At 63.6% G+C, this 26,485-nt stretch carries 27 protein-coding genes; 16 read left to right on the top strand and 11 right to left on the bottom strand.

All coding sequences use genetic code 11. The features are described 5' to 3' along the window. Positions 1 to 131: 131 nt before the first annotated feature. From SynWH8101_RS08400 to cfa, 3 genes are all read left to right on the top strand, one after another. Entirely contained in the window at positions 132 to 836 is a 705-nt protein-coding gene (locus SynWH8101_RS08400; RefSeq protein WP_165380961.1) for an STAS/SEC14 domain-containing protein, read from the top strand. Positions 837 to 981: 145 nt separating this feature from the next. After that, a complete protein-coding gene (locus SynWH8101_RS08395) occupies positions 982 to 1,371 on the top strand; it encodes an Hsp20/alpha crystallin family protein (protein ID WP_254427920.1) in 390 nt (129 codons plus the stop codon). Positions 1,372 to 1,471: 100 nt separating this feature from the next. Beyond that, positions 1,472 to 2,575 (top strand): cyclopropane fatty acyl phospholipid synthase, encoded by a 1,104-nt coding sequence (cfa, locus tag SynWH8101_RS08390; RefSeq protein WP_130129377.1) that lies wholly within the window; start codon positions 1,472 to 1,474, stop codon positions 2,573 to 2,575. 58 nt (positions 2,576 to 2,633) lie between these two features. Here the strand turns inward: cfa and SynWH8101_RS08385 are convergent, their stop codons facing one another. Further along, complete coding sequence (locus SynWH8101_RS08385; protein WP_130129376.1) at positions 2,634 to 2,924, bottom strand: hypothetical protein; 291 nt, start codon at positions 2,922 to 2,924, stop codon at positions 2,634 to 2,636. Between the two features lie 230 nt (positions 2,925 to 3,154). On the opposite strand from SynWH8101_RS08385, the gene SynWH8101_RS08380 reads away from it, so the two are divergent. The 5 genes from SynWH8101_RS08380 to SynWH8101_RS08360 all read left to right on the top strand — a co-directional run bounded on the left by SynWH8101_RS08380 (position 3,155) and on the right by SynWH8101_RS08360 (position 7,916). Then, entirely contained in the window at positions 3,155 to 3,391 is a 237-nt protein-coding gene (locus tag SynWH8101_RS08380; RefSeq protein ID WP_130129375.1) for a hypothetical protein, read from the top strand. Between the two features lie 46 nt (positions 3,392 to 3,437). Continuing rightward, positions 3,438 to 3,695, top strand: a complete 258-nt coding sequence (locus SynWH8101_RS14305; RefSeq protein WP_130129374.1) for a hypothetical protein — start codon at positions 3,438 to 3,440, stop codon at positions 3,693 to 3,695. Positions 3,696 to 3,721: 26 nt separating this feature from the next. Then, positions 3,722 to 5,965 carry a peptidase domain-containing ABC transporter gene (locus SynWH8101_RS08370; RefSeq protein WP_254427919.1) on the top strand — a complete coding sequence of 748 codons (2,244 nt, stop codon included), beginning with the start codon at positions 3,722 to 3,724 and terminating at the stop codon, positions 5,963 to 5,965. Continuing rightward, on the top strand, positions 5,965 to 7,140 hold the full coding sequence (locus tag SynWH8101_RS08365) for an HlyD family efflux transporter periplasmic adaptor subunit (RefSeq protein WP_130129373.1): 1,176 nt from the start codon (positions 5,965 to 5,967) through the stop codon (positions 7,138 to 7,140). The genes SynWH8101_RS08370 and SynWH8101_RS08365 overlap by 1 nt, the downstream gene beginning before the upstream one ends. Before the next feature lie 80 nt (positions 7,141 to 7,220). Then, positions 7,221 to 7,916: a phosphoribosyltransferase gene (locus SynWH8101_RS08360; RefSeq protein WP_130129372.1), complete on the top strand. Its 696-nt coding sequence runs from the start codon at positions 7,221 to 7,223 to the stop codon at positions 7,914 to 7,916. On the opposite strand, the gene SynWH8101_RS14640 is transcribed toward SynWH8101_RS08360, so the two are convergent. Both SynWH8101_RS14640 and SynWH8101_RS08350 read right to left on the bottom strand, forming a co-directional pair. Next, positions 7,828 to 8,169 (bottom strand): DUF3175 domain-containing protein, encoded by a 342-nt coding sequence (locus tag SynWH8101_RS14640; protein WP_174719546.1) that lies wholly within the window; start codon positions 8,167 to 8,169, stop codon positions 7,828 to 7,830. The genes SynWH8101_RS08360 and SynWH8101_RS14640 overlap by 89 nt on opposite strands. Before the next feature lie 2 nt (positions 8,170 to 8,171). Beyond that, the gene (locus tag SynWH8101_RS08350; protein ID WP_130129370.1) at positions 8,172 to 8,696 is read right to left on the bottom strand and encodes a BCAM0308 family protein; all 525 of its coding nucleotides are present in this window, start codon (positions 8,694 to 8,696) and stop codon (positions 8,172 to 8,174) included. A 164-nt stretch (positions 8,697 to 8,860) separates the two neighbouring features. Here SynWH8101_RS08350 and SynWH8101_RS14435 point away from each other — a divergent pair, with 164 nt between their 5' ends. Further along, the gene (locus SynWH8101_RS14435) at positions 8,861 to 9,817 is read left to right on the top strand and encodes a sigma-70 family RNA polymerase sigma factor (protein ID WP_254427918.1); all 957 of its coding nucleotides are present in this window, start codon (positions 8,861 to 8,863) and stop codon (positions 9,815 to 9,817) included. Positions 9,818 to 10,324: 507 nt separating this feature from the next. On the opposite strand, the gene SynWH8101_RS08340 is transcribed toward SynWH8101_RS14435, so the two are convergent. Then, on the bottom strand, positions 10,325 to 11,059 hold the full coding sequence (locus SynWH8101_RS08340) for a hypothetical protein (RefSeq protein ID WP_130129368.1): 735 nt from the start codon (positions 11,057 to 11,059) through the stop codon (positions 10,325 to 10,327). A 189-nt stretch (positions 11,060 to 11,248) separates the two neighbouring features. After that, positions 11,249 to 11,443 (bottom strand): hypothetical protein, encoded by a 195-nt coding sequence (locus tag SynWH8101_RS08335; protein ID WP_130129367.1) that lies wholly within the window; start codon positions 11,441 to 11,443, stop codon positions 11,249 to 11,251. Between the two features lie 397 nt (positions 11,444 to 11,840). Here SynWH8101_RS08335 and SynWH8101_RS08330 point away from each other — a divergent pair, with 397 nt between their 5' ends. Further along, entirely contained in the window at positions 11,841 to 13,043 is a 1,203-nt protein-coding gene (locus SynWH8101_RS08330; protein ID WP_130129366.1) for a DUF4336 domain-containing protein, read from the top strand. On the opposite strand, the gene SynWH8101_RS08325 is transcribed toward SynWH8101_RS08330, so the two are convergent. Together SynWH8101_RS08325 and lepB are read right to left on the bottom strand one after the other, a co-directional pair. Beyond that, complete coding sequence (locus SynWH8101_RS08325; protein WP_130129365.1) at positions 13,044 to 13,397, bottom strand: DUF760 domain-containing protein; 354 nt, start codon at positions 13,395 to 13,397, stop codon at positions 13,044 to 13,046. It lies immediately after the preceding gene. Positions 13,398 to 13,412: 15 nt separating this feature from the next. After that, positions 13,413 to 14,027, bottom strand: a complete 615-nt coding sequence (lepB, locus tag SynWH8101_RS08320) for a signal peptidase I (protein ID WP_130129364.1) — start codon at positions 14,025 to 14,027, stop codon at positions 13,413 to 13,415. A gap of 54 nt (positions 14,028 to 14,081) precedes the next feature. On the opposite strand from lepB, the gene menD reads away from it, so the two are divergent. The 6 genes from menD to murF all read left to right on the top strand — a co-directional run bounded on the left by menD (position 14,082) and on the right by murF (position 21,235). Continuing rightward, the gene (gene menD / locus SynWH8101_RS08315) at positions 14,082 to 15,869 is read left to right on the top strand and encodes a 2-succinyl-5-enolpyruvyl-6-hydroxy-3-cyclohexene-1-carboxylic-acid synthase (RefSeq protein WP_130129363.1); all 1,788 of its coding nucleotides are present in this window, start codon (positions 14,082 to 14,084) and stop codon (positions 15,867 to 15,869) included. Further along, positions 15,866 to 16,741 (top strand): 1,4-dihydroxy-2-naphthoyl-CoA synthase, encoded by an 876-nt coding sequence (gene menB / locus SynWH8101_RS08310; protein WP_130129362.1) that lies wholly within the window; start codon positions 15,866 to 15,868, stop codon positions 16,739 to 16,741. Before menD ends, menB begins: the two co-directional genes overlap by 4 nt. 131 nt (positions 16,742 to 16,872) lie before the next feature. After that, the gene (locus tag SynWH8101_RS08305) at positions 16,873 to 17,472 is read left to right on the top strand and encodes a L,D-transpeptidase (protein ID WP_370587029.1); all 600 of its coding nucleotides are present in this window, start codon (positions 16,873 to 16,875) and stop codon (positions 17,470 to 17,472) included. A gap of 53 nt (positions 17,473 to 17,525) precedes the next feature. After that, positions 17,526 to 19,103 carry a glycogen synthase GlgA gene (gene glgA, locus SynWH8101_RS08300; RefSeq protein ID WP_130129361.1) on the top strand — a complete coding sequence of 526 codons (1,578 nt, stop codon included), beginning with the start codon at positions 17,526 to 17,528 and terminating at the stop codon, positions 19,101 to 19,103. Between the two features lie 6 nt (positions 19,104 to 19,109). Next, positions 19,110 to 19,850 (top strand): hypothetical protein, encoded by a 741-nt coding sequence (locus SynWH8101_RS08295; protein WP_130129360.1) that lies wholly within the window; start codon positions 19,110 to 19,112, stop codon positions 19,848 to 19,850. 2 nt (positions 19,851 to 19,852) lie between these two features. Continuing rightward, on the top strand, positions 19,853 to 21,235 hold the full coding sequence (gene murF / locus SynWH8101_RS08290; protein ID WP_130129359.1) for a UDP-N-acetylmuramoyl-tripeptide--D-alanyl-D-alanine ligase: 1,383 nt from the start codon (positions 19,853 to 19,855) through the stop codon (positions 21,233 to 21,235). Here the strand turns inward: murF and glmU are convergent, their stop codons facing one another. From glmU to SynWH8101_RS08270, 4 genes are read right to left on the bottom strand one after another with little or no spacing between them, the layout of a single operon-like run. After that, the gene (glmU, locus tag SynWH8101_RS08285) at positions 21,236 to 22,594 is read right to left on the bottom strand and encodes a bifunctional UDP-N-acetylglucosamine diphosphorylase/glucosamine-1-phosphate N-acetyltransferase GlmU (RefSeq protein ID WP_130129358.1); all 1,359 of its coding nucleotides are present in this window, start codon (positions 22,592 to 22,594) and stop codon (positions 21,236 to 21,238) included. A 25-nt stretch (positions 22,595 to 22,619) separates the two neighbouring features. Beyond that, the gene (locus SynWH8101_RS08280) at positions 22,620 to 23,588 is read right to left on the bottom strand and encodes a tRNA (5-methylaminomethyl-2-thiouridine)(34)-methyltransferase MnmD (RefSeq protein ID WP_130129357.1); all 969 of its coding nucleotides are present in this window, start codon (positions 23,586 to 23,588) and stop codon (positions 22,620 to 22,622) included. Beyond that, the gene (aroA, locus tag SynWH8101_RS08275) at positions 23,569 to 24,888 is read right to left on the bottom strand and encodes a 3-phosphoshikimate 1-carboxyvinyltransferase (protein ID WP_130129356.1); all 1,320 of its coding nucleotides are present in this window, start codon (positions 24,886 to 24,888) and stop codon (positions 23,569 to 23,571) included. Before aroA ends, SynWH8101_RS08280 begins: the two co-directional genes overlap by 20 nt. A 6-nt stretch (positions 24,889 to 24,894) precedes the next feature. Then, positions 24,895 to 26,475 (bottom strand): UbiD family decarboxylase, encoded by a 1,581-nt coding sequence (locus SynWH8101_RS08270; RefSeq protein WP_130129355.1) that lies wholly within the window; start codon positions 26,473 to 26,475, stop codon positions 24,895 to 24,897. Between the last annotated feature and the right edge of the window lie 10 nt (positions 26,476 to 26,485).

Raw genomic sequence — 26,485 nt, 5'->3', positions numbered from 1 at the left:
GTTGCTGTGGATCAGCCTGCGGCATGCTGCATGGATGCAGCGGCTTTGGATCATCGTTCAGGGCCGAGATAACGAGGCGATACGGTTCTGCCGATGTTCTCACCCATCCAATGATTGAAGTGATCGAATCCTTGCCCTCAGCCACTGTGGGTTTCGCATTTCGTGGTCAGGTCAGTGATGCAGAATTACAGCGCTGTGTGGTGCCAACGATCGAATCAAGGCTGCTGGACGTTGAGCGCATCAAGGCTCTGCTGGTGTTTGAATCAAGCTTTCAGCATTTTGGCTTGGCAGCAGCGCTCGATGACGCGGTGCTGGGACTACGCCACTGGGAGGGTTTCGAGCGGATCGCCGTCGTGACGGATCAGCCCCTGATCCGTCACGCCACGACGGTGATGGCCCTGCTGCTTCCATGCCCTGTGCGCATGTTTCGTCTGGAGCAACAAGATGAGGCACGTCGTTGGTTGAGTGAATCCCTTGGCACCATCCATCTCGAACGGGCAGGTGATGTCATCACGATCACGCTGCTTGGTTTACTGGATTCGCAGACCTTTGCACGCATCGAGACAGACCTGTCAAGGCTGTTTACCGCCGGTGAGCGCCCCCGTGTACTTGTGGATCTGCGTCAGTTTGATGGTTGGCTTGCATTGACAGCGCTACGGGAGCACCTGCGACTGATTCACACCTACAGGCAACAACCTTCCCGCATTGCGGTGGTCACAGGTGAGCTCTGGCAGCAGTTGGCGCACAGGCTTGTTCGCGGCTTTGGTGAGCCCAGGGTCGAAGTGTTTCCCAGTGGGCGCATGCTGGAGGCGCAGGAGTGGATCTGCCAGGATTGAGTCCATGCAGTGGGGCTGATGCAGATCAGCCCCTTCATCCTCAGCCTTCACGGGGATTCATATCCTGAAGGTGTCCTCTTCACACCTTTGAGGTGATGACATGAGCTTGATCAAGTGGGAGCCTCTCAATGATCTTGAAGCGATGATGGATCGAGCCCTGGCCATGCCGACGATGCCATTCACATCCACGATGCCCTGGAATGAATGGGGCCCTCGTGTGGACATCTATGAAGCCAATGGCTCCTATCAATTCAAAGCCGATCTACCGGGCATGCGCCGTGATGATGTGTCGGTGATGGTGTCGGGTGACCGACTCACCGTGCAAGGTGAACGGAAACGGGAAAAAGAGGAGAAGAATCCTCGTTTTCACCGGGTCGAGCGCTCCTATGGCAGCTTCAGTCGCAGTTTTACCTTGCCTGAAGACGCGGATCTCAAGGCAGTGAAGGCCCACTGCGAAAATGGTGAGCTCACGATTTCCATCCCCCGCAAGGGCGGCGCGGTCGAAACAAAGGCGATCAAGATTCCTGTGTCTTGATAGCTGGTGTGCCCGTGCTGAGCAACTGCCGCAGAATGGATGCAGGTGATGGTTTGATTGGTGATGCGTGTTTGCCTTGTCAGGCAATGTTCAGCCACGCATGACCGCACCAGCTCTCATTGAGACCATCGCCTCGATGGCAGATGTTCGCTTTGATGGCCAAAGGCCCTATGACCTCGATGTGCATGATCGGGGTCTTTTTTCTGACCTGCTTCAGAGGGGAGGGCTGGCTCTTGGGGAGGGATATGTTCGTGGTGATTGGGATTGTGATGATCTGCCGGAGTTGATTGCACGGCTCTTGCGTGCTCGCTATCAGCTTGAGGCTAATCCTTTGCAGGGTCTTCGAGAAGCCTGGCAGCGGCTACGGGAGTGGATGCTGAATCCCCAGACCCTGCATCGGTCCTTTCGCGTAGGGCGGGTGCATTACGACATCGATCCGAGGGTGTACGCGGCCATGCTCGATGCCAGGCGGATTTACAGCTGTGCGATCTGGAACGACGGCGACACCCTGGATCAGGCCCAGGAACGCAAGCTGGATCTGATCTGCCGCAAACTGGAGTTACAGCCTGGCCATCGCCTCCTTGATGTGGGCTGCGGCTGGGGCGGCTTGTTGGCCTATGCCTGCGAGCACTATGGGGTGCAAGGCTATGGGATCACGATTTCAGCGCGACAGTATGCCTATATCCGTGATCACCACACCCATTGGCCGATTGAGGTGCTGATGGCTGATTATCGCTCCCTGCCGCAACTGAATCAACCGCGCTTTGATCGCATCGTATCTGTGGGAATGTTTGAGCATGTGGGTCCCGTCAATCAAGGCACGTATCATCGGATCTTGCGGGATTGCTTGCTGCCGGATGGCCTCTTCCTGTTGCAGACAATCGGTCACTTTGTGACCACCGCCCAAACCGATCCATGGATTGAGCGCTACATCTTCCCGGGTGGTCGCCTGCCAGCCCCGTCCCAGTTAGCGCAAGCCGTTGAGGGGGTCTTTCAGCTGCAAAGCTGGGAAAACTATGGACTCCACTATGAACGCACCCTGTTGGCTTGGTGGGAGAAGTTCTCAGCCCACTGGCCCCTGTTGCAAGGGACGCTCAGCGATGAGTTTTACCGGATGTGGCGTTACTACCTTCTCGGTTGTGCGGGTTACTTCCGCTCTGGCCATGGCCAGCTCTGGCAGTTGCTCCTGCGTCCCGCCCTCTGAGCCAAGGCAGATGGCGACACAAAGAAGCCCCGGTTGGTCAGGCCGGGGCTTTGCCATTTCAAAAGTAACGGGGTTTGTTGATCGGCGGATGTTTCCCTGCCATCCCGGGGCTTGGATTGAAGCCGTTGCCGGGGCCAGTGTTCAGGGCGTTGGTCTGGCCATAGGCCATATTGGCTTGTCCGTTGCGCAAAGGGTCGCGAAGGGCCTCTTCAAGCAGAAAGGCGCAGAGATTCGATACGGAGCGTCCTTCGTCTTCTGAGCGTGTGAGGAGTGCGTCATGAACATTGTGACTGAGGGTGATTGAAATTCGCTTGGGTTGTCTTTGCAGCACGCGAATGCGGTTGTTCATGGTGTGTGTTGAAGCAGAATGCTCGACGCCTGAATCTTATGCGTGTTGCTCGCATCAAGGTGCAGCTTCACTGCAGCACTCTGGATGCCGATCCGTGCTGATCCAATGGGCGGATTGATGGCGCTGCGCCTCAGCTGCACTTGTGTGAAATTCCCAAATGACGAATCGCCTCCTGCTTATGACTGTCTGGGGCGCGCGCCTCTCTTTTGTTCCTTCTCTGGATCAACCCAATGCCTGCTTTCGAACTGATTTCTGACCTCCACGCTGAGACCCTCCAGGGTGGATATTCCCGTCGTGGTCGCTGGTCCCGCCCGAGCTACAGCAGCAAGTCCTATGCCCGTCAATCCGTCCGCACCAACACTGTGCAGGACAACGGCATGTACACCGCCGGCGCTCTGGGCCTCGGCGCTGTGAGTGTGCGGGACCAATTCAACGCGGCTGAGATTTCGATCGCTCAGCGCGCCTGAGACTCGTTGTTCGGGCGGCCTTCGGCCGCCTTTCTTCTTGATTCCTATGGAAGCTCTCTCAGACCTTCAATGTGAAGCCCTTCAAGGTGGCTTCTTCTCCATCCAGGTGTCGCCCCGATTGGTCACCCGGGTGTCACCTCAGGTGGCACCAGTGGTGGCTCCCATGATCAGCACTGATGTGGCTGTGGTGGAGACCAACCAGCTCAACCTTGCCGTACCCACGGCTGTTGGAGTGCTGGGCGGACGGGCTGAATCGAATGTGTCTTCGATGGTCAACATGCTGTCGCTGCGCATTCGTAGTTAGTCCCTTGCAGCCATGGGCTCAGGCCCATGGCTGTTGTTCCGATGTTCTGCGTAAAGGCTGGTTCTGTGCCCATTTCCCTTGCCGTCTTGCTGTCGCCATTGCGGCGCCTGGGACAACATCTTGCGCCTGCTTATCCCTGCGTGCGTCAGTTCGATGAGGAGGATTGTGGGGCCGCCTGCTTGGCCACGGTGGCCAAAAGCCATGGCATTCAGCTTCCCCAGGGGATGATTCGCGACGCGGTGGGCACCACCAGCCATGGCACCACCTTGCTCGGCCTGCGCCGCGGTGCCGAGCAACTCGGGTTCGCAGCGCGGGCTGCCCGAGCGCCGGAGCGATTTCTTGACGCGCTCAGGGAGGTTCCCCTGCCACTGATCTGTCACTGGGATGGCCAGCACTGGGTGGTGTTACATCACCTGATCGGCGATGAGGTGCTGATTGCCGATCCAGCTGTCGGTTTGCGCCGCCTCAGTCGGGAGCGATTCCTGCAGCATTGGAATGACGGCGTCGTTCTGCTGCTCGAGCCCGATCCGGCCCGCCGTCCTGAGCATCCCGAAGAACCCAGCCATGCCTTTGCAGTGCTGCTGCGCTATGTGCTGCCGTTCCGCAAACTTCTGGTTCAGGCGCTCTTGCTCAATCTGGTGGTGGGCATGATGTCGCTGGGTTTGCCCCTGTTGATGCAGCTACTCACCGACGACGTGCTAGTGCGCGGTGATCAGCGCATGCTCGTGAGCCTCTGCCTCGGCCTGATGCTGCTTTTTGCCTTCCGTTCGCTGATCGGACAGTTGCAGGGCCATCTGGTCGGTTACTTCGGTCAGAAGCTGCAGTTGCAGATGGTGATGCATTACGGCCGACAGCTGCTCCTCTTGCCTCTGCGTTATTTCGAAACCCATCGCAGCGGCGAGGCGGTGAGTCGCATCGGCGACATCGAGCATGTGAACAACCTGATTGGCTCGGTGGTGCTTGGCCTTCCCAGTCAGTTCTGCATTGCGCTGATTTCGCTGGTTCTGATGTGGACCTATTCAGCCTCACTGACGCTGGCCGCCTTACTCGGTTACACGTTGGTGATCACCTGCAGTTTGGTGTTTCTACCTGCCTTGAAGGCGGCTTCGCGGGAGCTGTTGGTGCGCTCTGCTGACAATCAAGGCTTCCTGGTGGAGATCTTTCGTGGCGCCAGTGTGTTGAAGACGAGTGAGGCCTTCGCCCAGGCCTGGCAGGAATATCAAAGCAATTTCGGTCGGATGTCACACCTCGCCTGGCGCGAGCTGCGGCTGAAGTTGGCTGAATCCAGCCTCACCGGAGCCCTCGGCAGCGTGGTCACCGTGGCCTTGCTCTGGTACGGCAGTTCGTTTGTGATTGCCCGCGAGCTCTCGATCGGCCAGTTGCTGGCGTTCAACGGCTTTGGTGCCAACGTGCTGGCTTTGCTCGCATCCTTGAGTGGTGTCACCCAGGAATTGTTGCTGGCGGATGTGGTGATTCGCCGGATGGGTGATGTGTTGGAACGCAAACCGGAACCGATGGGTCCAGGAACCGGTGCCTCGGTGACGATCCCCAGGAATGCTGAAATCCGCTGCGAAGCGATCACCTACAACCATCCTGGTCGGCGCGCGTTGCTTCAAGACCTCAACCTCCTGATTCCAGGAGGTGTCACCACGGCTCTGGTAGGGGAATCCGGCTGTGGCAAAAGCACCCTCAGCAAGATCCTGGCCGGCATCTATCCACCTGATCAGGGCACGATCCACTTCGGGCCGTTCAATAGTCGGGACCTGTCGCTTGATGTGTTGCGTTCCCAGGTGGTGCTGGTGCCGCAGGAATCGGTCATCTTCAATCGCTCCATCGCGGAGAACTTCACCTTCGCCCATCCGGGAGTGAGCTTTGAGCAGATCGTTGCGGCCTGTCAGCTTTCCCTCGCCGATGATTTCATCCGGCAACTGCCGGATGGCTATCGCACGATTCTTGGTGAGTTCGGCGCCAACCTCTCCGGCGGTCAACGTCAGCGGCTGGCGATTGCGCGGGCCTTGATCAGTGATCCACCGCTGTTGATTCTTGATGAGGCCACCTCTGCACTCGACCCCGTGCTGGAGAGCCGGCTGATGGAGCGCCTGCTCGAGCAGCGTCAGGGACACACCACCGTGCTGATCAGTCACCGCCCCTCGGTGATCATGCGTGCCGATTGGATTATTTATCTCGAGCAGGGCCAGGTGTTGGCGGAAAACACACCACGCTTGCTCCAGGAGCACGCCCCTGTTGCACCCTTCCTGAAGGTGGCCTGATGACAGTTCCACACCATCACGCGCTCCCCCCCGCCACCCCGGATGAGTTTCTGCCGCCGCCCGGGGCCTGGGCACACCAGCTCGGTTGGCGCACCGCTGCCGCCGGTGTCGCTCTCCTCGCCATGGCCTGCGTCTGGCCTTTGGATGAATTGGCACGGGCCAGTGGCCAGGTGCGACCCCAGGGAGAAAATTCGCCGGTTCAGTCGTTGGGCGGCGGTCGCCTCAGCCGCGTGCTGGTGTCGCCCAATCAAAAGGTGAAGGCGGGCCAGTTGCTAGCGGAATTCGATCGGGAACCCTTGCTGTCGCAACGTCGGCAGTTGCTGCGGGAGCGCACCCAGTTGCAGGAGCAGCTCCATCAGGCCAGACGGCAAGGCACTGATCTGCAGGCGCAAACGCAATCGATCGCCCGTCTGATCCAGACCCAGATCGCCTCAGCACGTGGTGGCGTGGCCCAGGCCCTCGCCGGATCACGCTTTCAGGATCGCGAACTGCAGCGGTTGCGCTCCCTGGCGGCGGAAGGGGCGATTCCCCAGTTGTTGCTGGAGGAAAAAGAGGCCGGGGTCGCCGTTGCTAGCAGCAGGTTGGAGCAGGCACGCCTCGGTGTGGGAGAGCAGCGCGCCCGTCTTGAGGCCGAACAGGCCCGATTGCGCCAGTCTCTCAGTACGGCACTCAGTTCCCAGGCCGAGCTTGAGCGGCAGTTGGCAGCCATCGAGGGTCGCCTGCGCGAGAACGCCAGGGCCACGGAACAGATGCGGTTGCTTGCTCCCGTGGATGGCACGGTGGTGGAGACAAAACTTCGCTACCCGGGCCAAGTGCTCCAACCGGGCGATGTGGTCGCCACCCTGGCCCCCGCATCCCAGCCCCTGGCCGTGCGGGTGCAACTTCCGGCTCGGGATGTGGCGCCCCTGCGCGCAGGACAGGCGGCGGCACTGCGGGTGAGCTCCTGCCCTTACACCGATTTCGGGGTGCTGGACGGGCGCATCCAGGCCATCGCTGCTGATGCTGTGGATGGTGAATACGCCGTGACGATCACACCGAGCGCCGATCAGCTCAGGCAGGGTCAGCGGCGCTGTGCTCTCCGTGCCGGTATGGATGTGGACGCCGATCTGATCATCCGCCGAGGAACGGTGATGGGACTGTTATTGCGCAAGTTGCGGTTGCTGGTACCCACCTGATCCGCTGCATTGCTGAGCATCACCGCCCCGGCTCCAGGCGCCCTGCCTAGGTGACAGACAGCCCTTCGCGCTGTCGCTCCATGCTTCACCATTCACCGGTCTGGACCGATCGGCATCAGGCCGGCCTCGCTCTCGCCGAACGCCTGCAGGATTGTGCCGATGGCGATGGGATGACCAGCCTGATCGCCCTGCCCCGAGGCGGTGTTCCGGTGGCGGCAGCGATGGCCTCCAAGCTGCAACTCCCCCTGCACACCTGGTCGGTGCGCAAGATCGTGGAACCAGCCCGCCCGGAGCTGGCCCTGGGCGCAGTGGCTGGTGAGGGTGTGGTGCTCTGGCGCCACGAACCTGGTGATCCGGCCTGGTCGATGCTTCCCCAAGCGGAAGCCTGGCTGAGGCTGGCCCAACAGGAATGGGAGCGCCGCCATCAGGAGTTTGACGACCCCGACGTCAGTGAGCTCTTCAATCATCACCTCATCGTTGTCGATGATGGAGTCGCCACGGGCATGACCACCTTGGCGGCCTTGCAATCGCTAAGGCTGGCTCGTCCCTCGATGCTGACGCTGGCTGTGCCGGTGATGGACCGCGCACTGGTGGAGACGATGCGTCATGTTGTCGACCGTTTGGAAGTGTTGCTGTTGGTGGATCACCTCACCGCCGTAGGGCTCTGGTACGAGCGGTTTGATCAGCTCAGCGACGCTGATGTGTTGGCAATCCTGGCTCCCCACCGTTCTGGTGAACCCCAGCCAGCTCCCTCAAGCACGTCTTTGCTTGCGTGAGGATCGAACGACGCCGGGCGGGAAGCTTGCGCCCGGCCCGGTTGATGTACAAACACAGCATGGCCATGGCACTGCCGTAAACGCTGCGTTTGCGGGCCCGGCTTCGACGCGCTGATTGCAACAGAGAGGCTGCAATCTGCTCCGGCTGGTCCCAGGTGAAGAGGCCTGGCTCCAGATCCAGCACCGGTGGGCGACGATTCACTTCCGCCGCCCAGTCGTGCCCGCTGTTGATCGATCGTTTGTTCAACGTCATTGTCAACGGTGCCATTGCAGGCGGAGCTTGCTGCCGGGGGTGACGTCGTCGCCACTGAGTCGACCGCCATAGGCCCGTTGCAGACGCTTGGCCAGTCCATGGGTGATGTGGTGGCCGCTGAAGGCAATCCGGGTGGCACCGCTGAGGCCGTTGCTCTCCATCCACATCATCCGCTCGAGGGGATGTTCAGATCGGTAGCGCTGTTCGTTGTGGAGCAGCAAATGCATCACCTCCTCCTCGTGCTCCTGCAGGAAGGGACCGCTCAGTTCCAGCTCACCGGCCGGTAGGCGTTCAGCGATCCTGCGACAGGCTGGACAGATCTGCTCAGGTGCTGACTCCACAGCCTGGTGCCAGCTCCAGCGCCCCTGATGCACGGTGGCGCCGCAGTGGGGGCAAAGGCTGTGCTCCCTGGGCTTCTCCTTGTCCACAAAGGGATCCAGTCGACCGCGCTGTGCCATACCCGCTTGGCGGATGCGGTGGCCCGGGCTGCGGCTGTCAAGGCTTCGCTCAAGGATGTGGTCGCTCATGGCCAACTGTTCCGATCACTGTCTGGATCCTCTGTCGTTTCAGGAGGGTGGGGCATTGGCTGATGGCGATCTGCTTCATCACCGCTCCGGAGACGCGAAAGTCGATAGACGTCGCCTGGTTCTGCTCAGAGCCTGTTGCAGTCCTCGTTCAGGTCCTGGCTCCTATGGCTGATGCCTTCACGGATTACCTGCGTCAGATCGCTGGCTCACCGTTGCTCACCACGGCAGAAGAAATCCATCTCGGCACTCTGATTCAGCGCTGGCGGGGAGATGCTGCACCGGATGCCCGTCGTGTCCGTAGTGGCCAGCGGGCCCTGTCTCGGGTGGTAACCGCCAATCTCCGCTTGGTGGTCGCGGTGGTGAAACGATCCCACGCACGCCTGGAGCAGTTGGGTGTGGATCCGATGGATGCGATTCAGGCGGGAAATCTTGGCCTGATTCGTGCTGCGCAACGCTTTGACCCTTCCCGCGGCTATCGCTTCTCCACCTATGCGTTCTGGTGGGTGAAGGAATCACTCAATCGCTTTTTACATGAGCAACACAGCGCCATTCATATTCCTTCGAATGTGTTACAACTCGCCTTCAAGGTGAGTGCGATGCTCGCTCGCTCGGATGCCGATCGAGGCGTTTCGTTGGATGCGATCGCCGTGGACCTCAACGAAAAACCTGAGCGCCTGCGCTTCGCCCTGCATGCTCTGCAACGCGCCCGTGTGTCGTCATTGGATCAACGTTGGGATCCGAGTGAGTCAGGTGGTTCTCTGATGGAGACCGTTTGTGATGGCCGCTTGCAGGAGCCCGAGGATGATTATCTCTGGCTCCATCAAGTGATTCAGGGATTGAATCAGCGCGAACAAAGGATTCTGGGTCTCCGGTTTGGCTCGACTGAGCCCGTGAGCCTCAGTCATGCCGCCGATGCGATGGGGTTGAGCCGATACCAGGCCCATCGCCTAGAACAACAAGCCCTGCGCAAACTCAAGGACCAACTGGAGCCGATGTTGAATCCCTCCATGGCAGCGGATCAGCTGCGGTTGTCCAGATCTCCCGACAGTCCTTGGCAAGGGTTGGAAAGGCATCGGCCAGCCGTTGCCTCTCCTCGCCAAGCTGCTGCACTGCCGATCTAAGAGACAGGCAGTGGCGCAGAATCCCCGCCTCGGTGGCCACGGTCACCTGGCGGGTCTGATGCCGCATCGCGTCAATGCAGCTAGACACCTGGGGGCCGAAGGGAATGGAGACGCCAAAGGCCCCCTGCGGCATCCAGTCTTTGTCACGCACATTGTCATCAAAAACAGCATAATATTGATTATCGTAGGGGTAAACACCGAGCTGTAAATACACACTGGCCGATTCGCAACTGACGCCCCCCTTGCCAACGGTCATGACGCCAAGCTTGCCGATGGCGGGATTGATGTTTTGCTGGATCAGATCGCCGCCTGTGCTGAAACTGCTCGATTGATTGGTCTGGTTGTTGTTCGGCGTAGCGATGGCCTGATTGTTAGTGTTTTGATCGGCACTCATGGATGCCTGTTGGGCCAGGCCCACTGGCGCAATGGCCAGCAAGCCGCCCAGCAGGCACCCGGTGAGGATGGTGGCGTTGCGGTGTGCTGCACGCTCAGGACAAAGGGGCCGCATCAATCGAAGGCGAACAGGTCACCACGTCCACTTCGCTCCGACTGATAAACACTGCTGCCGGTGAAGCGCTCGATGGAATGGAGGCGTTGGGAACCGGAGTCCTGCATGGCATACACAGCGTTCTGGCCTCCACGTTCGATGCGCAGATCGAGGCTGCCGTTCATGCCGATCTGCTCTCCCGTCTGGAGGCGTTCCAGAACGGAACTGGCGGCGGAATCGTTGGCCTGCAGGTTGATCGCTCCGCCGGAGAACGATTGACTGCTGCTGACGTCGGTACCGAGGCTTTGAGAGGCCTGCTCCATCAACAAGCTCTCCAGGCCGATTCCGGGCATCTGCAGGTTCAGGTCATGGTCGGCGCTGTTGCCGCTCGAGGCACTGGTAGTGGCACTCCATTGCAGGAGATCCGATTGGCTCATGCCGGCTGCGCTGAGATCACGACTGAGACCATGAGCGCCAAGGCTGGCATCCACCTGGTTGATCTGGCGGCTGAACGCGAATCCATCCGCCTGCATGGTCAGCCCAATGTGGTCAACCCGGCTGCTGCCGTTGATGGTGTTGGTGTAAGTGCGTTCGCTGCGGATCTCCTCCATGCCGGAGGTGATGTTGCGATGGCTGCTTGAGCTGTCGTTCGTTTGGTAAGTGCCGGTTCGGAATCCGCCGGCTTCGGCGCTTAAGGGTGAAGTGAGACCCAGGGCGAGCGCCAGTGTCAGGGCGCTGATCTGTGGTCGTGTCATGCGGCCAACCTGCGGCAATGGTCAGGCGGAACCTAGAGATCTGGCGCTAACGATTCTGCGTCTATGCAGTGCTGCTGCGTACATGCAGCAGTCGAAATCTTGTCCTTGACTATATTTAACTTTTCCGGACTTTGTTGGGACTTCAAGCTCTATTGCATGTTGAGGCTTTGTGCTTCGCTTAAGAAGCGTTCATAGGGTGTTCGCTTTTGGGCTTTTCTCGTCATCAGTTTTTGATTGGATTTCCAAATCGTAGGCACCTTCATTTTTTAGGTGGTGCTCAATTGCTTCTTGGATAATCTTGATTACCCGCTTGCCCTTTTGTAGTGATAAAAGCTTCAGCGCCAAATGGTTGCGATCACTTAGCGCAATGGTGATGCGCGCCATTGCTTTTTGTCAAACTTTCACTCTACGGTGCTACCTCTCGGCTTGCGCTTTGCGCTGTTGCACCAAAGTGTTTCAGTGACTGATGTGCGTCAGCCTGCGTCGTTTCTGTTGCTTGCCTTGCGAGTAAGTCTTGTGAATTGATTCGCATTTGGCACACGTGCCTCTGGTTTGCGGCGATGTTTGCGGTTGTGAGATATTGCTATTAAGCAATATTGTGATGGATTCTCTTGCTTCATTGATGTTAAGCCGATGGTCTAGTTGAGTTTTAACCCCAATTGACCTTGGCTTGGCATCTTCATGCGCGCTCAAGTGATCCTTCCGGGGCGCGTAGTCTGCTCGTTGTTGTCGCCAGGGGTTCGGGGGATAGGCCCGCTCCCCATTGTCAGATGCTGAGCGCATGAGCGAGTCTCCTCACCCATCAACGCTGATTTCTGAGGTGTCGAGGCGCGATCAACGCTGGCCTTGGTGGCCCTTGCTGCCTCTGTATCCCTACGGCCGCCGGGCCACCTGCATGGAGGAGCTGATCCCCGGCCAGGTGTGGAGCTTCGTGCAGCTCCAGGGCGTGTATTACGTGGCGGTGCCGATCCGGCTCACGGTGGTGAAGGTGCCGGGGGGCTTGATGCTGGTGAATCCGCTGCCCCCCACGGCCGAATTGCGCACAGCCCTCCGGGCTCTGGAAGCCGAACATGGGCCCGTGTGCACGATCGTGTTGCCCACCGCCTCCGGTCTGGAGCACAAGCTGCCACTCGCTCCCTTGGCTCGGGCTTTTCCCGACGCCCAGCTCTGGCTCTGCCCCGGCCAGTGGAGTTTCCCGCTGCCGCTGCCCCTCAGCTGGCTCGGCATTCCCCGCAGCCGAAGGCGCCTGCTGCTTGAAGACGGTGTGCCTCACCCTGAGGTCTGCCACTGGTTCTCGCTGGGCCCCCTCGATCTCGGTGTGGGTCGGTTTCAGGAGATCAGTTGCCTGCATCGTCCCTCGGGGAGTCTGTTGATCACCGACGCCCTGGTGGGGATTTCGGCCACCCCGCCCGCGATCTTCGATCGCGATCCCACCCCGTTGCTCTTCCATGCCCGCGATCGTGGCGATGCGCCCCTCACCGACACGCCGGAGGCCAGGCGTCGTGGCTGGGCCAGATTGGTGCTGTTCGCGTCCTATTTACGCCCGCAACCTCTGGAGATTCCCGGCCTGGCCGAGCTGGTGCGCCGTGCCTTCCGCCCCGGCCTGCGCAATGCCCGGGCCCATTTCGGGCTCTATCCCTTTGCCTGGCAGCCCGGTTGGCAGGCCGATGCCGAACGCTTGATGGGGGAGACCACCCCCAAACTGCAGGTGGCGCCGGTGCTGGAGCGGTTGGTGCTCCCCCGCGCCCGTCGCACCCTGCTGGCCTGGCTGGAACAACTCGAAGCCCTGCCCGATCTGCGCTGGCTGGTGCCCGCCCACTACAGCGCGCCCTTGCCCTTCACGCCGGAGCGGGTGCAGCAGTTGCGGGCGGAACTGAACGCTCGCGCCTGGGCACCGAGTGAGGGCAACTGGAGTTTCCTCGGGGCGCTCGATCAACGGCTCCTGGATCTCAAGCTGGTGCCCTCCGATCCCGAAACCACGTGATCAGAGACGCAGATCGTCGTCGGGATTCACCGCCATCTGATCGTCGGCGAAGAGCGCTTCCTCCAGCTCCTTGCGCTGTTCCATCTGACGGAGGAAGTACCCCGTCATCATGGCTGAGGCCAACAGATTGGCGAGATTGTCGCGGCTCGCCGTCACCTTCACATCGAAATGTTCGCCAGGGAGCATGCCCAGCAGCCCCTGCACGTTGTGGCGAATGATGTCCTGGATGTCGCCGCTGGCCGATTTGGCGACCCGTTGCAGCACATCGGGCGACTGATCCTGCAGGTACTGAATCAGACCGTTGACGGGTTGTCCGTCCTGGCTATCGGTGGTCAGGAACTCCGGGTTGAACATCCCGTGTGCTCTCCGTCACGACGTTGACCCTACCGCAGCTGTCTGATGCGCAAGCTCCGCATCCGGGTGGGGGAACCGAATCGGACCGAACCGGGTCAGCGGCCAGTAGCGCCATACGGCTGTGCCGATCACCCGATCCTGCGGCAGCGAACCCCAGAGATGGGAATCCAGGCTGGCGTTGCGGTTGTCTCCCAGCACCCAGAGCTGATTCTCCGGCACCGTCACCGGTGGGAGGGAATAGTCGATCGGTGTGTCCAGCCAGGGCTCGCTCACCACCTGTCCGTTGCGGAGCAACACCCCGTCGCGCACTTCCAGGGCGTCCCCGGGCCGTCCCACCACCCGTTTGATCAAGGCCGCGTTCGGGTCGTAACCCGCCTCCACCAGCCGGGGCGGCGCCGCGAACACCACCACGCTGCCCAGGGGCAGGGATTGGTGGCGCAGCTCCGTCCATCTGGGCCTCAGCTTCTCCACCAGAATCCGGTCCTGCAGTTGCAGGGTGGGCAGCATCGAGCCGGAGGGAATCCAGCGTGGCTCGAGCACCAACCAGCGCAACAGCAGCGCCACTAGCACCCACACCAGCAGGTTCCGCCAGGCCGGTCCGTCCTTCTGAGGCCTGGAGTCCGCTGTCATCTGTCCTGTCCGATCCCTGGTCACCGAGGATCCCATCAGCACCGCCATCCTCGCTTGACGCGATCGATCGCCAATCTGCAGGCCGCACTGACCCTGCTGGAGGGGTTCTGCGTCCAGGGCCTCCGCCATCTGGTGCTCTGCCCGGGTAGTCGCAGTGGTCCGCTGGCCCATGCCGCCGGTGGGCTGGCCCGACGTGGTCGCCTGACCTTGATCACCGCCATCGATGAGCGCTCCGCGGCCTTCCATGCCCTGGGCATCGCCGCTGGGAGTGGTCGGGCCGTGGCTGTGATCACCACCTCCGGCACGGCGGTGGCCAATCTGCTGCCGGCGGCGGTGGAGGCGGATCGGTCCTGTTTGCCCTTGCTCTTGATCAGTGCTGATCGACCCGAGCGGCTCAAGCACTGCGGTGCCAATCAGACGGTGAATCAGGAGACGTTTCTGCGCAGCGTCTGCCGCTGGATGGGTCACGGCGATTCCGCCGGGATCGATCGGATGGAGCCCAAAGCGCTGCAGGTGCTGGCGGTTCAGGCCTGGGGGGAGGCCCACCGCTGGCCTGGTCCGGTGCACCTCAACCTGCCCTTTGAAGAGCCGCTCCATCCTTCGGCGCAGGAGCAGGACCAGGTCTGGCGGTCCTGGGCGGATGCCTCGCCTACGAGAACGTCGGAGCGCCCGTCCGCGGCACCGGTCTTCGACGCCCGCTGCCGCCTCGATCCCGATCGTCCCGGTGTGGTGATCGCCGGGCCGTGGCGGGGTCAGCCGCATCAGCACGGGGCCTATCGGCAGGCCCTGAGCGCCTGGCAGCAGCGCAGCGGTTGGCCGCTGCTGGTGGATCCTCTCGCCGCCATTCCCGCCGATCTGCCGGGACAGATCCACGCCTGGGATCTCTTGCTTCCCGATGCCCTGCCCCTGCCCGATGGGCTGGAGCCGCGGGACCTGCAGGTGTTGCGCCTCGGCCCGATGCCGGCCAGTCGCCGCTTGGAGCGCTGGCTGCAGTCGCTGGCCGGCCCCCAGGTGGTGATCAGCGAGGGGGAGCGGCGCGGTCTCGATCCGTTGCGGCTGGCCAGCCAGTGGTCTGGAGGTCTGGCTTCGTGGTGGCAGGCCCTGGCGTCGGAACTTCCTGCCGCTGATGGTGCGGAGGCCCCCTCCCAGGCGCTGCGCCAGCTCTGGCAGCAGCAGGATCAGGCGCTGCGGACCTGGTTAGAAGCGCAGCTTCCTGCTCGCGGGGCCGTCAGCGAACCGGCCCTGATGTGCGCCTTGCCGCCCTTGTTGCCCGCCGACTGCGCCGTGATGCTCGCGGCCAGCAGTCCGGTGCGGGATTGGCAGGCGTTCGCCCTGGCGGAGCGTGGTCGGCATCGCTGCATCAGTTTCCGGGGGGCCTCCGGGATCGATGGCACCTTGTCGTTGGCGCTCGGCTTTGCCCGCACCCATGGACCCACCCTGCTGCTGACGGGCGATCTCGCCCTGCTGCACGACAGCAACGGTTGGCTGCTCGCCTCGGCGCAGGGCCCGCCTCTGCTGGTGCTGCTGATCGATAACGGTGGCGGTGGCATCTTTGCGCAACTGCCGGTGCCGGTGGCTGCAGCGGATCAGTTTGACCAGCTCTTCGCCATGCCCCAGGCCGCAGACCATCTCGCCCTGGCCGCAGCTCATGGGGTGCCTGGTCGTGCGGTGGCCTGCCTGGAGGATCTGGCTGAGGCCCTCGACTGGGGCTGGGCCCAGGGCCGTCCGGCCTTGCTGCGGGTGCGCACCGATCGCGGGCGCGATGCGGCCCTGCGCTTGGCCCTGCGCCGCGCTGTGCAAGCGGGTGACCACAATGACTGCGTCACGGGGTGCCTGCCATGACCGATCGTTCCGCCCGCGCCGTGTTGCCCGGTGCGCCTGTGGTGCCCTGGCAGCCCTGGGGCGACTACAGCGACATCCTGCTCGATCGCTGCAGCGAGGGGATCGCCCGTGTGGCGATCAATCGGCCCCAGAAACGCAACGCCTTCCGGCCGCGCACGGTGGTGGAGCTCTGCGATGCCTTCAGTCGCATCCGCGAAGCCAGCGACATCGGTGTGGTGCTCTTCACCGGCGTCGGGCCCGCTGCCGATGGGGGGTTCTCCTTCTGCGCCGGAGGTGATCAGAGCGTGCGTGGCGATGGCGGTTACCTCGATGACGACGGCCTGCCCCGCCTCAATGTGCTCGACTTGCAGCGCATCATCCGCAGCCTGCCCAAGGTGGTGATCGCCCTGGTGGCGGGCTATGCCATTGGCGGCGGCCAGGTGTTGCATCTGCTCTGTGATCTCAGCCTGGCGGCGGAGAACGCCGTGTTCGGGCAGACGGGCCCGAAGGTGGGCAGCTTCGATGGTGGCTTCGGTGCCGGTTATCTGGCCCGGCTGGTGGGGCAACGCAAGGCCCGGGAGATCTGGTTTCTCTGCCGTCAATACGGCGCTGAGGACGCCCTGGCGATGGGGCTGGTGAACCAAGTGGTGCCTCTCGAGCAGCTAGAGGCTGAGGGGGTCCGCTGGGCCCGGGAGGTGTTGCAGCACAGCCCCACAGCCATCCGCTGCCTCAAGGCTGCCTTCAATGCCGAAACCGACGGCATGGCCGGGATCCAGGAGCTGGCCGGTCAGGCCACCCATCTCTTTTATCGAACCGCCGAGGGCCAGGAGGGTCGCAATGCCTTCCTGGAGAAGCGCCGTCCTGATTTCTCGTCATCCCCCTGGTTGCCATAGCTAAAGATGGTGCGGCCTCGCCATCGCTGTTGACTGTTTTGTTGGCTGCTTCTCTGTCGCGTTTCCGCAGCGCACGCCTCCTGTCGCTTGCGATGGCGCTGGGCCTCTTGCTGGCCTCCCCTAGCCAGGCCATGGTTCCCCAACCGGCCAGGGTGGAGGGCGAAATCGGCGGTGCCGAATCGCCGCCTTCAACCGCGCCCGCAGATCGAGCTGCCGATCCGATTCCGCCGCTGGCCCAGCCGATCTCGGAGCAGGAGTCGCTTGCGCGGATTCCTCCCGATCTGTTCCAGACGGTGGGTGTGCAGTTGGTGCTCGACCGCACCCATCGCCAGCTGATGGTGCTGAAGGATGGCCAACTTACCCATCGCTTCCCGGCAGCGGTGGGCACGGTGGGTTGGGAGACGCCGGCTGGCCGCCATCGGGTGCTCGAAAAGGTGTTGGAGCCGATCTGGGTGCACCCTGTGACCGGTGAACGGATCGGCCAGGGGGAGCGCAATCCCCTCGGATCCCGCTGGATCGGCTTCTATCGCGATTGCAAGGGCCGCAATGGCTGGGATGGCGAGCAATACCTCGATATCGATGGCTGCACCGTCGCCGGTTTCCATGGCACCCCTTATCGCTGGACCGTCGGCCGGGCCGTGTCCCATGGCTGCGTGCGTCTCTATGAGGAAAACGTGCAGGAGGTGTTCGACCTAGTGCGACTGGGCACCCCGGTCACGGTGATTCCCTGAACCGGCCCCGGTTCCCCTTAAAGTCGCGGCGCCTTCCTGGGGCCTCCCCGTCCATGCGCATCCTGTTCGCTGCTGCCGAGTGCGCCCCGATGGTCAAGGTGGGTGGCATGGGTGATGTGGTGGGGTCCCTGCCGCCGGCCCTGGCCAAGCTCGGCCACGACGTGCGTCTGATCATGCCGGGCTACGGCAAGCTCTGGAGTCGTCTGCAGATCCCCGACGAGCCGATCTGGCGGGCCCAGACCATGGGCACCGAGTTCGCCGTGTTCGAAACACGCCATCCCAGCAACGGCATGACCATCTATCTGGTGGGCCATCCGGTGTTTGATCCGGAACGGATCTACGGCGGTGAAGACGAAGACTGGCGCTTCACCTTCTTCGCTAGCGCGGCGGCGGAGTTCGCCTGGAATGTGTGGAAGCCCCAGGTGATGCATTGCCATGACTGGCATACGGGCATGATTCCGGTGTGGATGCATCAAGACCCGGAGATCAGCACGGTCTTCACGATCCACAACCTCAAATACCAGGGCCCCTGGCGTTGGAAGCTCGATCGGATGACCTGGTGCCCCTGGTACATGCAGGGTGATCACACCATGGCGGCGGCGCTGCTCTACGCCGATCGGGTCAACGCCGTGTCGCCCACCTATGCCAGTGAGATCCGCACGGCCGAATACGGCGAAAAGCTGGAGGGACTGCTCAATTACATCTCGGGCAAGCTGCGCGGCATTCTCAATGGCCTCGATCTGGAGGCCTGGGATCCAGCCACCGACCGCACCCTGCCGGCCAACTTCAGTGCCGACGACCTCTCCGGTCGGGCCGAGAACAAGCGGGTGCTGCAGGAGCGGATGGGGCTGACGCTCAATCCCGACACCTTCCTGCTTGGCATGGTGAGTCGGCTGGTGGATCAGAAGGGGGTGGATCTGTTGCTGCAGGTGGCCGACCGGCTGCTCGCTTACACCGACACCCAGATCGTGGTGCTCGGCACTGGAGATCGGGGGCTGGAATCCGGGCTCTGGCAGTTGGCCTCGCGCCATCCCGGCCGGGTCGCCGTGTTCCTCACCTACGACGATGCCCTGTCGCGGTTGATCTACGCCGGCAGTGACGCCTTCCTGATGCCGAGCCGCTTCGAGCCCTGTGGCATCAGTCAGCTGATGGCGATGCGCTACGGCTGCGTGCCGGTGGTGCGCAAGGTGGGTGGCCTGGTCGACACGGTGCCGCCCCACGATCCAGCCCACCACAGCGGCACGGGCTTCTGTTTCGATCGCTTTGAACCGGTCGACTTCTACACCGCCCTGGTGCGGGCCTGGGAGGCCTACCGCCATCAGGAGAGCTGGCGGGAGCTGCAGCTTCGCGGCATGGGTCAGGACTACAGCTGGGATCGCTCCGCCCTCGCCTATGACCAGATGTACCGCGATGTCTGTGGTCTCAAGGAGCCGAGTCCGGATGCGGCGGCCGTGGAACGGTTCTCCCAGGGCCAGGACGCCGATCCCAGCCGGATGGACCCGTCAGCACGTCCGTCCGCAGAGGAACATCAGGCGGCTGTCGAGCCCAGCCCTTCGGCGACAGGCGCTGTGGCTGCTCCGGTGCAACGGCGCAATCCTCTGGCTCGCCTGCTCGGCCGCTCCCGCTCCTGACCCTGAATGGCGGATCGATCCGATCGTTCCGATCCAGGCGTCGAGGAGAGCGGTTCGCTTCCGGCGCCCTATGCCAACCCCTGGTCGTCGTTAGCCCAGGATCTCCGCGCTGTGGCTGCCGATCTGCGCCTGCGTCTGCAGGAGCTATGGCGTCGTAACCGCGAGGGTGATCTCTCCACGCCGGGGTTCTGGCCCCGGGATCTGGCGCCGCTCTTCTGGCCCCTGGTGCTTGTGCTGCCTGCCTTGTTGCTCGCTGCAGGAGTGATGCAATGGCAGCGGCTGCACCCCGAGCCAACCCCACCTCCCCAGGTGGAGCAGCTCACCACCACGCCCCTGCCTGAAGCCCGGCTTCTGCCGGGACAGCCGGCCACGGAGCCTGTCCAAGCACCAGTTCCAGAGCCAGCCCCAGATTCAGCACCGGAACCAGCCCCTGAACCAGCTCCTGAGCCGGAAGCTGCGTTGCCGCGCCTCGACCCTCTGTTGCAGTTCCTCGCCGCTGACGATTCCGATGGGCTGATTCTTGCCGCCGAACCCCAACTGAGCCGCAACAGCGTGCGCCTGCTCGTGTCGGACGACTGGCTGGATTGGCCCCAAGCCCGTCGCCAGGCGCTGGCCGAGAGCTGGTGGGAGCGACTTGAGGCCGAGGGCTTCAGCGCCCTCACGATCGAATCGTCCGATCAGCGCCTCCTGGCCAGGACAGCCCGGGTTGGCAACGGCATGATCCTGTTCAACGTCGAAGACCGCTGACCGTGCTGACACTGAGGCAGCTGATCGAGATCTGGGGCGAACCCGTGGGATTGCAGCACCCAGAGCTGCTGGATCAGCCCCTGGGCCCGGTCTGCACCGATAGCCGCCAGCTCGTGGCCGGGGCCTTTTTCGTGCCCCTGGTGGGCGAGCGCTTTGATGGCCATCGCTTCCTGCCAGAAGCCGCCGCTCGCTCGGCCCAGGCCGCCGTGGTGGCGACCGCTTGGAGCGACCCCATGCCATCTGGGTTGCTCCACTGGCGCGTCAACGACACCCTGGAGGCTTACCAGATGCTGGCCCGCGCCCATCGCCGCCAGCTCCCGTGCCCCGTGGTGGCGGTGACCGGGTCCGCCGGCAAAACCACCACGCGGGAGCTGATCCGCGCTGCTTTGGCGCCCCTTGGTGTCGTGCAGGCGAGCATCGGCAACAACAACAACGACGTCGGAGTGCCGCTCACCGTGCTCGGTGTGGGTCCGGAGCACGGCGCTGCCGTGATCGAGATGGGGATGCGCGGCCCCGGTGAGATCGCCCGTCTCTCCCGATGCGCCGAACCGCAGATCGCGGTAATCACCAACATCGGCACGGCTCACATCGGTCGTCTCGGCAGTCGGGAAGCGATCGCTGCCGCCAAATGTGAGATCACCGCGTCGTTGGCGGCCGATGGTCTGGTGGTGATTCCTGCCGGTGATCCCCTGCTGGAGGCGGCCCTGGCGCAGTGCTGGCGCGGTCGGGTACGGCGTGTGGCGTTGGAGGGGGATGCTCTCGGGTCTGTGCGGCCCGAAGCTCCGGTGGATCGCCTCGGTGTCGTCGATGCCTGCGCCGGGGTGCTGCGGCTCGATGGCTTCGCGATCCGTCTGCCGCTCGAGGGGCGCCATAACGCCCGCAATCTGTTGCTGGCGCTCACGGTGGCGGAGGAGCTCGGCGTGCCGTTGGCGCAGCTTCAGGATCTGCAGGTTGCCGTTCCCGGCGGGCGCAATCGCCGCATGGAGCTGGCCGGCATCCAGGTGCTCGATGAGACCTACAACGCCTCACCGGAGGCGGTGCTCGCCGCCCTGGAGTTGTTGGCGCAACAGGCTGGGCGGCGCTTTGCGGTGCTGGGCACCATGCTTGAGCTGGGAGACCAGAGCGTGGCGCTGCACCGGCAGGTGGCGGAACGGGCGGTGGCCTGCGGGATTGATGGTCTGGTGCTGGTGATGGCGGGAGCAGAAGCCGACGCCATGGCCGAGGCCGCTGCCGCCCTCCCCCGCCTTCAGCGGGTTGACACCCCCGAGCAGGCCGTGCCGGTGCTGGCGGCCTGGCTTCAGTCCGGCGACACGCTCCTGCTCAAAGCCAGTCGCGGGGTGGCCCTGGAGCGCCTGCTGCCGGAGCTCGGCCGGGCCCTGGCCTGATCAAGCTTCGGGCTTGGGGCCCTGCCAGTGTTCCTTGATCAGTTGTTTGGCGCGGCCCAGGGCCAGGGCGCCATCGGGCACATCCTTGGTGATGGTGGAACCGGCACCGATCGTCACCGCTTGGCCGATGGTCACCGGGGCCACGATCACGGAATTGGCACCGGTTTTGCTGCCATCGCCGATCACGGTGCGGTGTTTGTTGACGCCGTCGTAATTGGCGGTGATGGTGCCCGCCCCCACATTCACATCCCGGCCCAGTTCGGCATCGCCGATGTAACTGAGGTGATTCACCTTGCTGCCGCTGCCGAGCACACTCTTTTTCACCTCCACAAAGTTGCCGATCCGGCACTGATCGCCGATCTCCGCGGCCGGCCTGAGGTGGGCAAAGGGGCCGATCGCCACCCCATCGCCCGCGGTGGCTCCGCGCACCACCGACTGCAGCACGGTCACATCGCAACCCAGGACTGCATCCTCCAGCATGCTTCCGGGTCCGAGTCGACAGTTGTCGCCGATCCGGCAGCGTCCACGCAGATGGGTCTGCGGTTCGATCACCACGTCTCTGCCGAAGTGGCACTCCTCACTCAGGGTGCAGCTGGCGGGATCGATGAAGGTGACGCCTTCCGCCATCCAGTGCTGTCGCAGGCGCTCCTGCAGCAGCCCTTCGCACTGGGCCAGCTGTTGCCGGTTGTTGATGCCGTTCACCTCATCGGGATCGGCCACCTCCACATGCATGGCTTTGGCCAGCATCGCCACGGTGTCGGTGAGATAGAGCTCTCCCTGGTCGTTGTCGGTGCTGAGTTGCGGCAACACCCGCGCCAGCTGTCGCCAGTTGAAGCAGTAGATCCCCGCATTGGTGAGCGTGTTGCGTCGTTGCTCTTCGCTGCAGTCGCGATGCTCGATGATGCCGCTCACCTGGCCTTCGGCATCGGCGAACACCCGGCCATAGCCGGTCGGGTCAGCAAGCCGGGCCGTGAGCAGGGTCACGTCGGCACCACTGCTGCGGTGGGTCGCCACCAGCTGTTCCACGGTCTCCTCCCGCAGCAGGGGCACATCACCGTTGAGCACCAGCAGTTCGCCGTCAAAGTCGCTGAGCGGTTCCAGCAGTTGTTGCACGGCGTGGCCGGTGCCGTTCTGGGGCTGCTGCAGCACGAAGTCGAGCCCTTCCACATGGCTCAGTTGTTGCTCCACCCGCTCCGCCTGGTGGCCCACGATCAGCAACCGTCGCTCCGGCTGCAGGCGGCGGGCACTGGCCAGCACCCGCTCCACCAGGGTGGCGCCGGCCAGGGGCTGGAGCACCTTGGGCAGGGCGCTTTTCATCCGGGTGCCTTTTCCGGCGGCCAGAACGGCAACGGCGAGCATGCGCGGCAGGCGAGTCGGCCGGAATCTACCGGGAGATTCCGCTGCTCTTGCCCATGCTGGTGCCGATCCAACGGCGTTGCCAGGCGCTGGTGCTCTCCAGGGCGCAGCGCTCCTGTTCCTCACCTCGACGTTGGCGGATCGCCGTGGCCGCGTCCTGTTGGTGGGGATCCCGGTAGGGGATGGCGGCGCGGGTGTGCAGGTGCTCCTCTTCCATGGCGCTCAGCGGTTGCCAGCCCGGCCCGTGCTCCGGTAAGGGCTCCACCGGGTTCGGTCGCTGGGCCAGCGTCCCCGAGCTCCATTCCTGGCGTTGGCCCGGTGCCGGCAGCAGTGAACGCAACGTCAGCCCGGCCCGGCGCAGGCTGGCTCGCACCGCCGCCGCCCGTGAGTAGGTGAGCAGGCGACCGCCGGGGGCCAGGCGCTGTGCCAGAGCGCTGAGGAACTCCTCGCTCCAGAGCTCGGGGCAGCGGCTGGGGGAGAAGGCATCGTGGAGGATCAGGTCAAAGCGTCTGTGCGCCGGCAGCTGCGTCAGGGTCAGGCGCGCGTCCCCCCACAGGAGCGTGCCCCTACTACCGCTGTCCTGCCAGGCGCCCTGGTGCTGCAGCGCCTCAAGCCGCCGCAGCACCGGCTCAGGCCAGAGCCGGCGGAAGGATGGGTGCGCCAGCGCCAGCTCGAGAGGACGGCGATCCAGCTCCAGCCCCCACCAGGCGAGTTGGGGCTGGTCCAGCTCTGTCATCAGTGCGGCGCTGTTGTAGCCGAGCCCCACGCACACATCGAGCACCCGCAGGGTGGAACCGGCGCCAAAGCGCTGCAGTTCAGCCGGCTGGGCGAACTTGGCCCGGGCTTCCGCCAGCGCTCCTGCAGAACTGTGGAAGGCCTCCTGGAAATGGCCGCTGTGCAGGCTGAGGCTGCCGTCCGCCGTGTCCAGGGGAGTCAGCGGACCGAGCGGATGGCTTCCGGGTTCGGCTCCGGACCCCTCAGCAGCGCAGTCGCTCAAGATCGCTCCAGAAACCGGGATAGCTCACGGCGGCTGCTTCGCTGCGGGCCAGCGTGGAGTCTCCCTCCGCCAGCATCGCCGCCACCGCCAGGCTCATCGCCACCCGATGGTCGGTTTCGCTGTCGAGGGCGGCTCCGCGCAGGGGCTGGCCGCCATGGATGGTGAGGCCATCGTCGTGTTCCTCGATCGAGGCTCCCATCGCCTTGAGTTGGCGCGCCATCACCGCCAGCCGGTCGGTTTCCTTCACCCGCAGCTCGGAGGCGCCGCTGATGCGGCTGACGCCATCGCAGAAGCAGGCCGCCACGGCCAGGATCGGCACCTCATCCACCAGGCGGGGCATGATCTCCTCGCCGAAGTTGAAGGGTTGGAGCGGGCCCTGACGCACGCGCAGGTCGCCGACAGGCTCGCCGGCCACATCCCGCTGGTTCAGCACCTCGATCCGCGCCTGCATCTGCTCCAGCACCTCCAACACCCCGGTGCGGGTGGGATTGAGCCCCACGTTTTCGATCGTCAGATCCGCGCCCGGCACCAGAGCGCCGGCCACCAGCCAGAAGGCCGCCGAGCTGATGTCTCCGGGCACCACCACGTGCTGACCGCGCAGGTTGGCACCAGGCCGCACGGTGATGTGGCGTCCCATCTCGCCACCCACCTCAAGGTCAGCACCGAAGGCGCGCAGCATCCGTTCGCTGTGGTCACGAGAATGGGCCGGTTCGATCACCGTGCTCGCCCCTTTGGCGGTGAGGGCAGCGAGGAGAAGCGCGGATTTCACCTGGGCGCTGGCCACCGGCGTGCCCACCACGGCGCCATGGAGCGGTTGGCCCTGCACCGCGAGGGGGGCGAAGTTGCCGCCATTGCGTCCGCGCACCTCCGCTCCCATCAGGGCCAGCGGCTGCCCGACCCGTTGCATCGGTCGCCGGCGCAGGGAGGCATCGCCGCTGAGCACGAAGTGCCTGCCCTCGCGACCGGCCAGCAAACCGAGCATCAAGCGCATGGTGGTGCCGGAATTGCCGCAGTCGAGCACTTCGGATGGTTCCTGCAGGCCATCAAGCCCCACACCCTGCACTTCGATCACCGCTCCGGCCTCGATCGGGCTGATCACCGCCCCCATCGCCCGCAGGCAGGCGGCGGTGCTGATCGGGTCCTCGGCCGGCAGCAAGCCTTCGATGGTGGTGGTGCCTTCGGCGATCGCACCGAAGAGCAGAGCTCGGTGGGAAATGGATTTATCGCCCGGTACCCGGACCCGTCCGCCCAGTCGTCCGCCCGCCTTCAGGTCACGGGGAGAGCCAGTCGTTCCGGACACGGTGGGTCACCCCCCTTGAGATGGAGCCGATCCTATGGGGCGGTTCTGCAGCAGCCGGTCGAGCACATAGCCGAACAGGGCTGGGTCGGGCTCATGGCTGTCGATGTCCGCCAGGCCGAGTTCTTCCATTCGTGCGCTCACCCGCTGCTCCAGCTCCACCGGCCGGCTCAGCGGTTCGCCCCAGTCGTGGTTCTTCTCCGGGCCGATTTTGGTGGTGGCATCGATCGCCATCCGACCACCGAGGCCGAGCTGTTCGCTGGCGAAATCGAGGCTGTCGAAGGGGGTGTTCTCGAGCACGAACAGATCCCGCTGGGGATCCACCTGGGCGGCGATCGCCCAGATCACCTGGCGCGGATCGCGCACGTTGATGTGCTGATCCACCACCACCACGAATTTGGTGTAGGTGAACTGGGGCAGGGCGCTCCAGAAGGCCATCGCCGCGCGTTTCGCCTGGCCCGGGTAGGCCTTGTCGATGGAGATCACCGCCAGCTTGTAGCTGAGGGCTTCCATCGGTAGGAAGAAATCTTTGATCTCCGGTATCTGCTGGCGCAGGATCGGCGTGTAGATGCGATTGAGGGCGATCGCCAGCATCGCTTCCTCCTTGGGCGGTCTGCCGCTGAAGGTGGTGAGCAGGATCGGGTCGCGCCGTTGCGTGATGCAGTGGAAGCGCACCAGCGGCGAATCCTCGATGCCGCCGTAAAAGCCCATGTGATCACCGAAGGGGCCGTCAGGGCTGACTTCTCCGGGGGTGATCGTGCCTTCCAGCACGATTTCGCTGTGGCTCGGCACCTTCAGATCGAGGGTTTTGCACGGGGCCAGCCGCACTCCTTCACCGGCGTATAGCCCGGCGAACAACCATTCGCTCAGTTGCACCGGGATCGGCGTGGCGGCGGCCATTACCAGCAGCGGGTGCACCCCGATTGCCACAGCCACCTCGAGCTTCTGGCCCAGAGCCGCCGCCTTGCGCAGGTGGCGGGCGCCACCGCGCACGCTCAACCAATGCACGGTCATCGTGTTGATCGATTGCTTCTGCAGGCGATACACCCCCACATTCGGCACACCGGTTTCCGGATCCTTCGTGATCACCAGGCCGAGGGTGATCACACCGCCGGCATCCCCCGGCCAGGGACGGATCAGCGGCAGGGCGTCGAGATTGACCTCATCGCCCATCACCATCCGCTGGCGGCAGGGGGGGGTGAGGTCGCGGTCGGGCACCGCCTTCACCAGATCCCAGAACACCCGAGCAAAGGCCTTGGTCTCCTTCAAGCCTTTCGGTGGTTTGGGCTGCTGGAGCAGGGCCAGGCGGGAGCCGAGTTCCTCCAGCTGCTCAGCCCGCTCCAGCCCCATGCTCCACACCACCCGCTCCACGGTGCCGAGCAGATTCACGGCCACGGGCATCGAGGAGCCGATCACGTTCTCAAACAGCAGTGCCGGGCCACCGGCGGCCAGCACCCGATCGGCGATCGCAGCCAGTTCCAGATCGGGGTCCACCGCCGCCGTAATCCGACGCAACTGGCCCCGCTCCTCCAGGAGCTGCAGGAAGCCCCTCAGGTCTCGGGTCGCCGGTCCGGAGCGAAACAGGGCCATGGAGCAGACG

Source organism: Synechococcus sp. WH 8101 (assembly GCF_004209775.1).
In the GTDB taxonomy this organism is placed as follows: domain Bacteria; phylum Cyanobacteriota; class Cyanobacteriia; order PCC-6307; family Cyanobiaceae; genus Synechococcus_C.
This window is presented reverse-complemented; position numbering and strand designations above follow the sequence as displayed.

Bases quoted from the DNA above. Each gene is read 5' to 3' on its own strand.
- SynWH8101_RS14305 (WP_130129374.1), top strand. From the start codon at position 3,438: ATGGAAGCTCTCTCAGACCTTCAATGTGAAGCCCTTCAAGGTGGCTTC.
- SynWH8101_RS08385 (WP_130129376.1), bottom strand. From the start codon at position 2,924: ATGAACAACCGCATTCGCGTGCTGCAAAGACAACCCAAGCGAATTTCA.
- SynWH8101_RS08330 (WP_130129366.1), top strand. From the start codon at position 11,841: ATGAGCGAGTCTCCTCACCCATCAACGCTGATTTCTGAGGTGTCGAGG.
- SynWH8101_RS08370 (WP_254427919.1), top strand. From the start codon at position 3,722: ATGGCTGTTGTTCCGATGTTCTGCGTAAAGGCTGGTTCTGTGCCCATT.
- SynWH8101_RS08305 (WP_370587029.1), top strand. From the start codon at position 16,873: ATGGTTCCCCAACCGGCCAGGGTGGAGGGCGAAATCGGCGGTGCCGAA.
- SynWH8101_RS08395 (WP_254427920.1), top strand. From the start codon at position 982: ATGGATCGAGCCCTGGCCATGCCGACGATGCCATTCACATCCACGATG.
- SynWH8101_RS14640 (WP_174719546.1), bottom strand. From the start codon at position 8,169: ATGACGTTGAACAAACGATCGATCAACAGCGGGCACGACTGGGCGGCG.
- SynWH8101_RS08295 (WP_130129360.1), top strand. From the start codon at position 19,110: ATGGCGGATCGATCCGATCGTTCCGATCCAGGCGTCGAGGAGAGCGGT.
- SynWH8101_RS08325 (WP_130129365.1), bottom strand. From the start codon at position 13,397: ATGTTCAACCCGGAGTTCCTGACCACCGATAGCCAGGACGGACAACCC.
- SynWH8101_RS08270 (WP_130129355.1), bottom strand. From the start codon at position 26,475: ATGGCCCTGTTTCGCTCCGGACCGGCGACCCGAGACCTGAGGGGCTTC.
- menB (WP_130129362.1), top strand. From the start codon at position 15,866: ATGACCGATCGTTCCGCCCGCGCCGTGTTGCCCGGTGCGCCTGTGGTG.
- lepB (WP_130129364.1), bottom strand. From the start codon at position 14,027: ATGACAGCGGACTCCAGGCCTCAGAAGGACGGACCGGCCTGGCGGAAC.
- cfa (WP_130129377.1), top strand. From the start codon at position 1,472: ATGACCGCACCAGCTCTCATTGAGACCATCGCCTCGATGGCAGATGTT.
- glgA (WP_130129361.1), top strand. From the start codon at position 17,526: ATGCGCATCCTGTTCGCTGCTGCCGAGTGCGCCCCGATGGTCAAGGTG.
- glmU (WP_130129358.1), bottom strand. From the start codon at position 22,594: ATGCTCGCCGTTGCCGTTCTGGCCGCCGGAAAAGGCACCCGGATGAAA.
- SynWH8101_RS08350 (WP_130129370.1), bottom strand. From the start codon at position 8,696: ATGAGCGACCACATCCTTGAGCGAAGCCTTGACAGCCGCAGCCCGGGC.
- SynWH8101_RS08380 (WP_130129375.1), top strand. From the start codon at position 3,155: ATGCCTGCTTTCGAACTGATTTCTGACCTCCACGCTGAGACCCTCCAG.
- SynWH8101_RS08340 (WP_130129368.1), bottom strand. From the start codon at position 11,059: ATGACACGACCACAGATCAGCGCCCTGACACTGGCGCTCGCCCTGGGT.
- SynWH8101_RS08360 (WP_130129372.1), top strand. From the start codon at position 7,221: ATGCTTCACCATTCACCGGTCTGGACCGATCGGCATCAGGCCGGCCTC.
- SynWH8101_RS14435 (WP_254427918.1), top strand. From the start codon at position 8,861: ATGGCTGATGCCTTCACGGATTACCTGCGTCAGATCGCTGGCTCACCG.
- SynWH8101_RS08365 (WP_130129373.1), top strand. From the start codon at position 5,965: ATGACAGTTCCACACCATCACGCGCTCCCCCCCGCCACCCCGGATGAG.
- SynWH8101_RS08335 (WP_130129367.1), bottom strand. From the start codon at position 11,443: ATGGCGCGCATCACCATTGCGCTAAGTGATCGCAACCATTTGGCGCTG.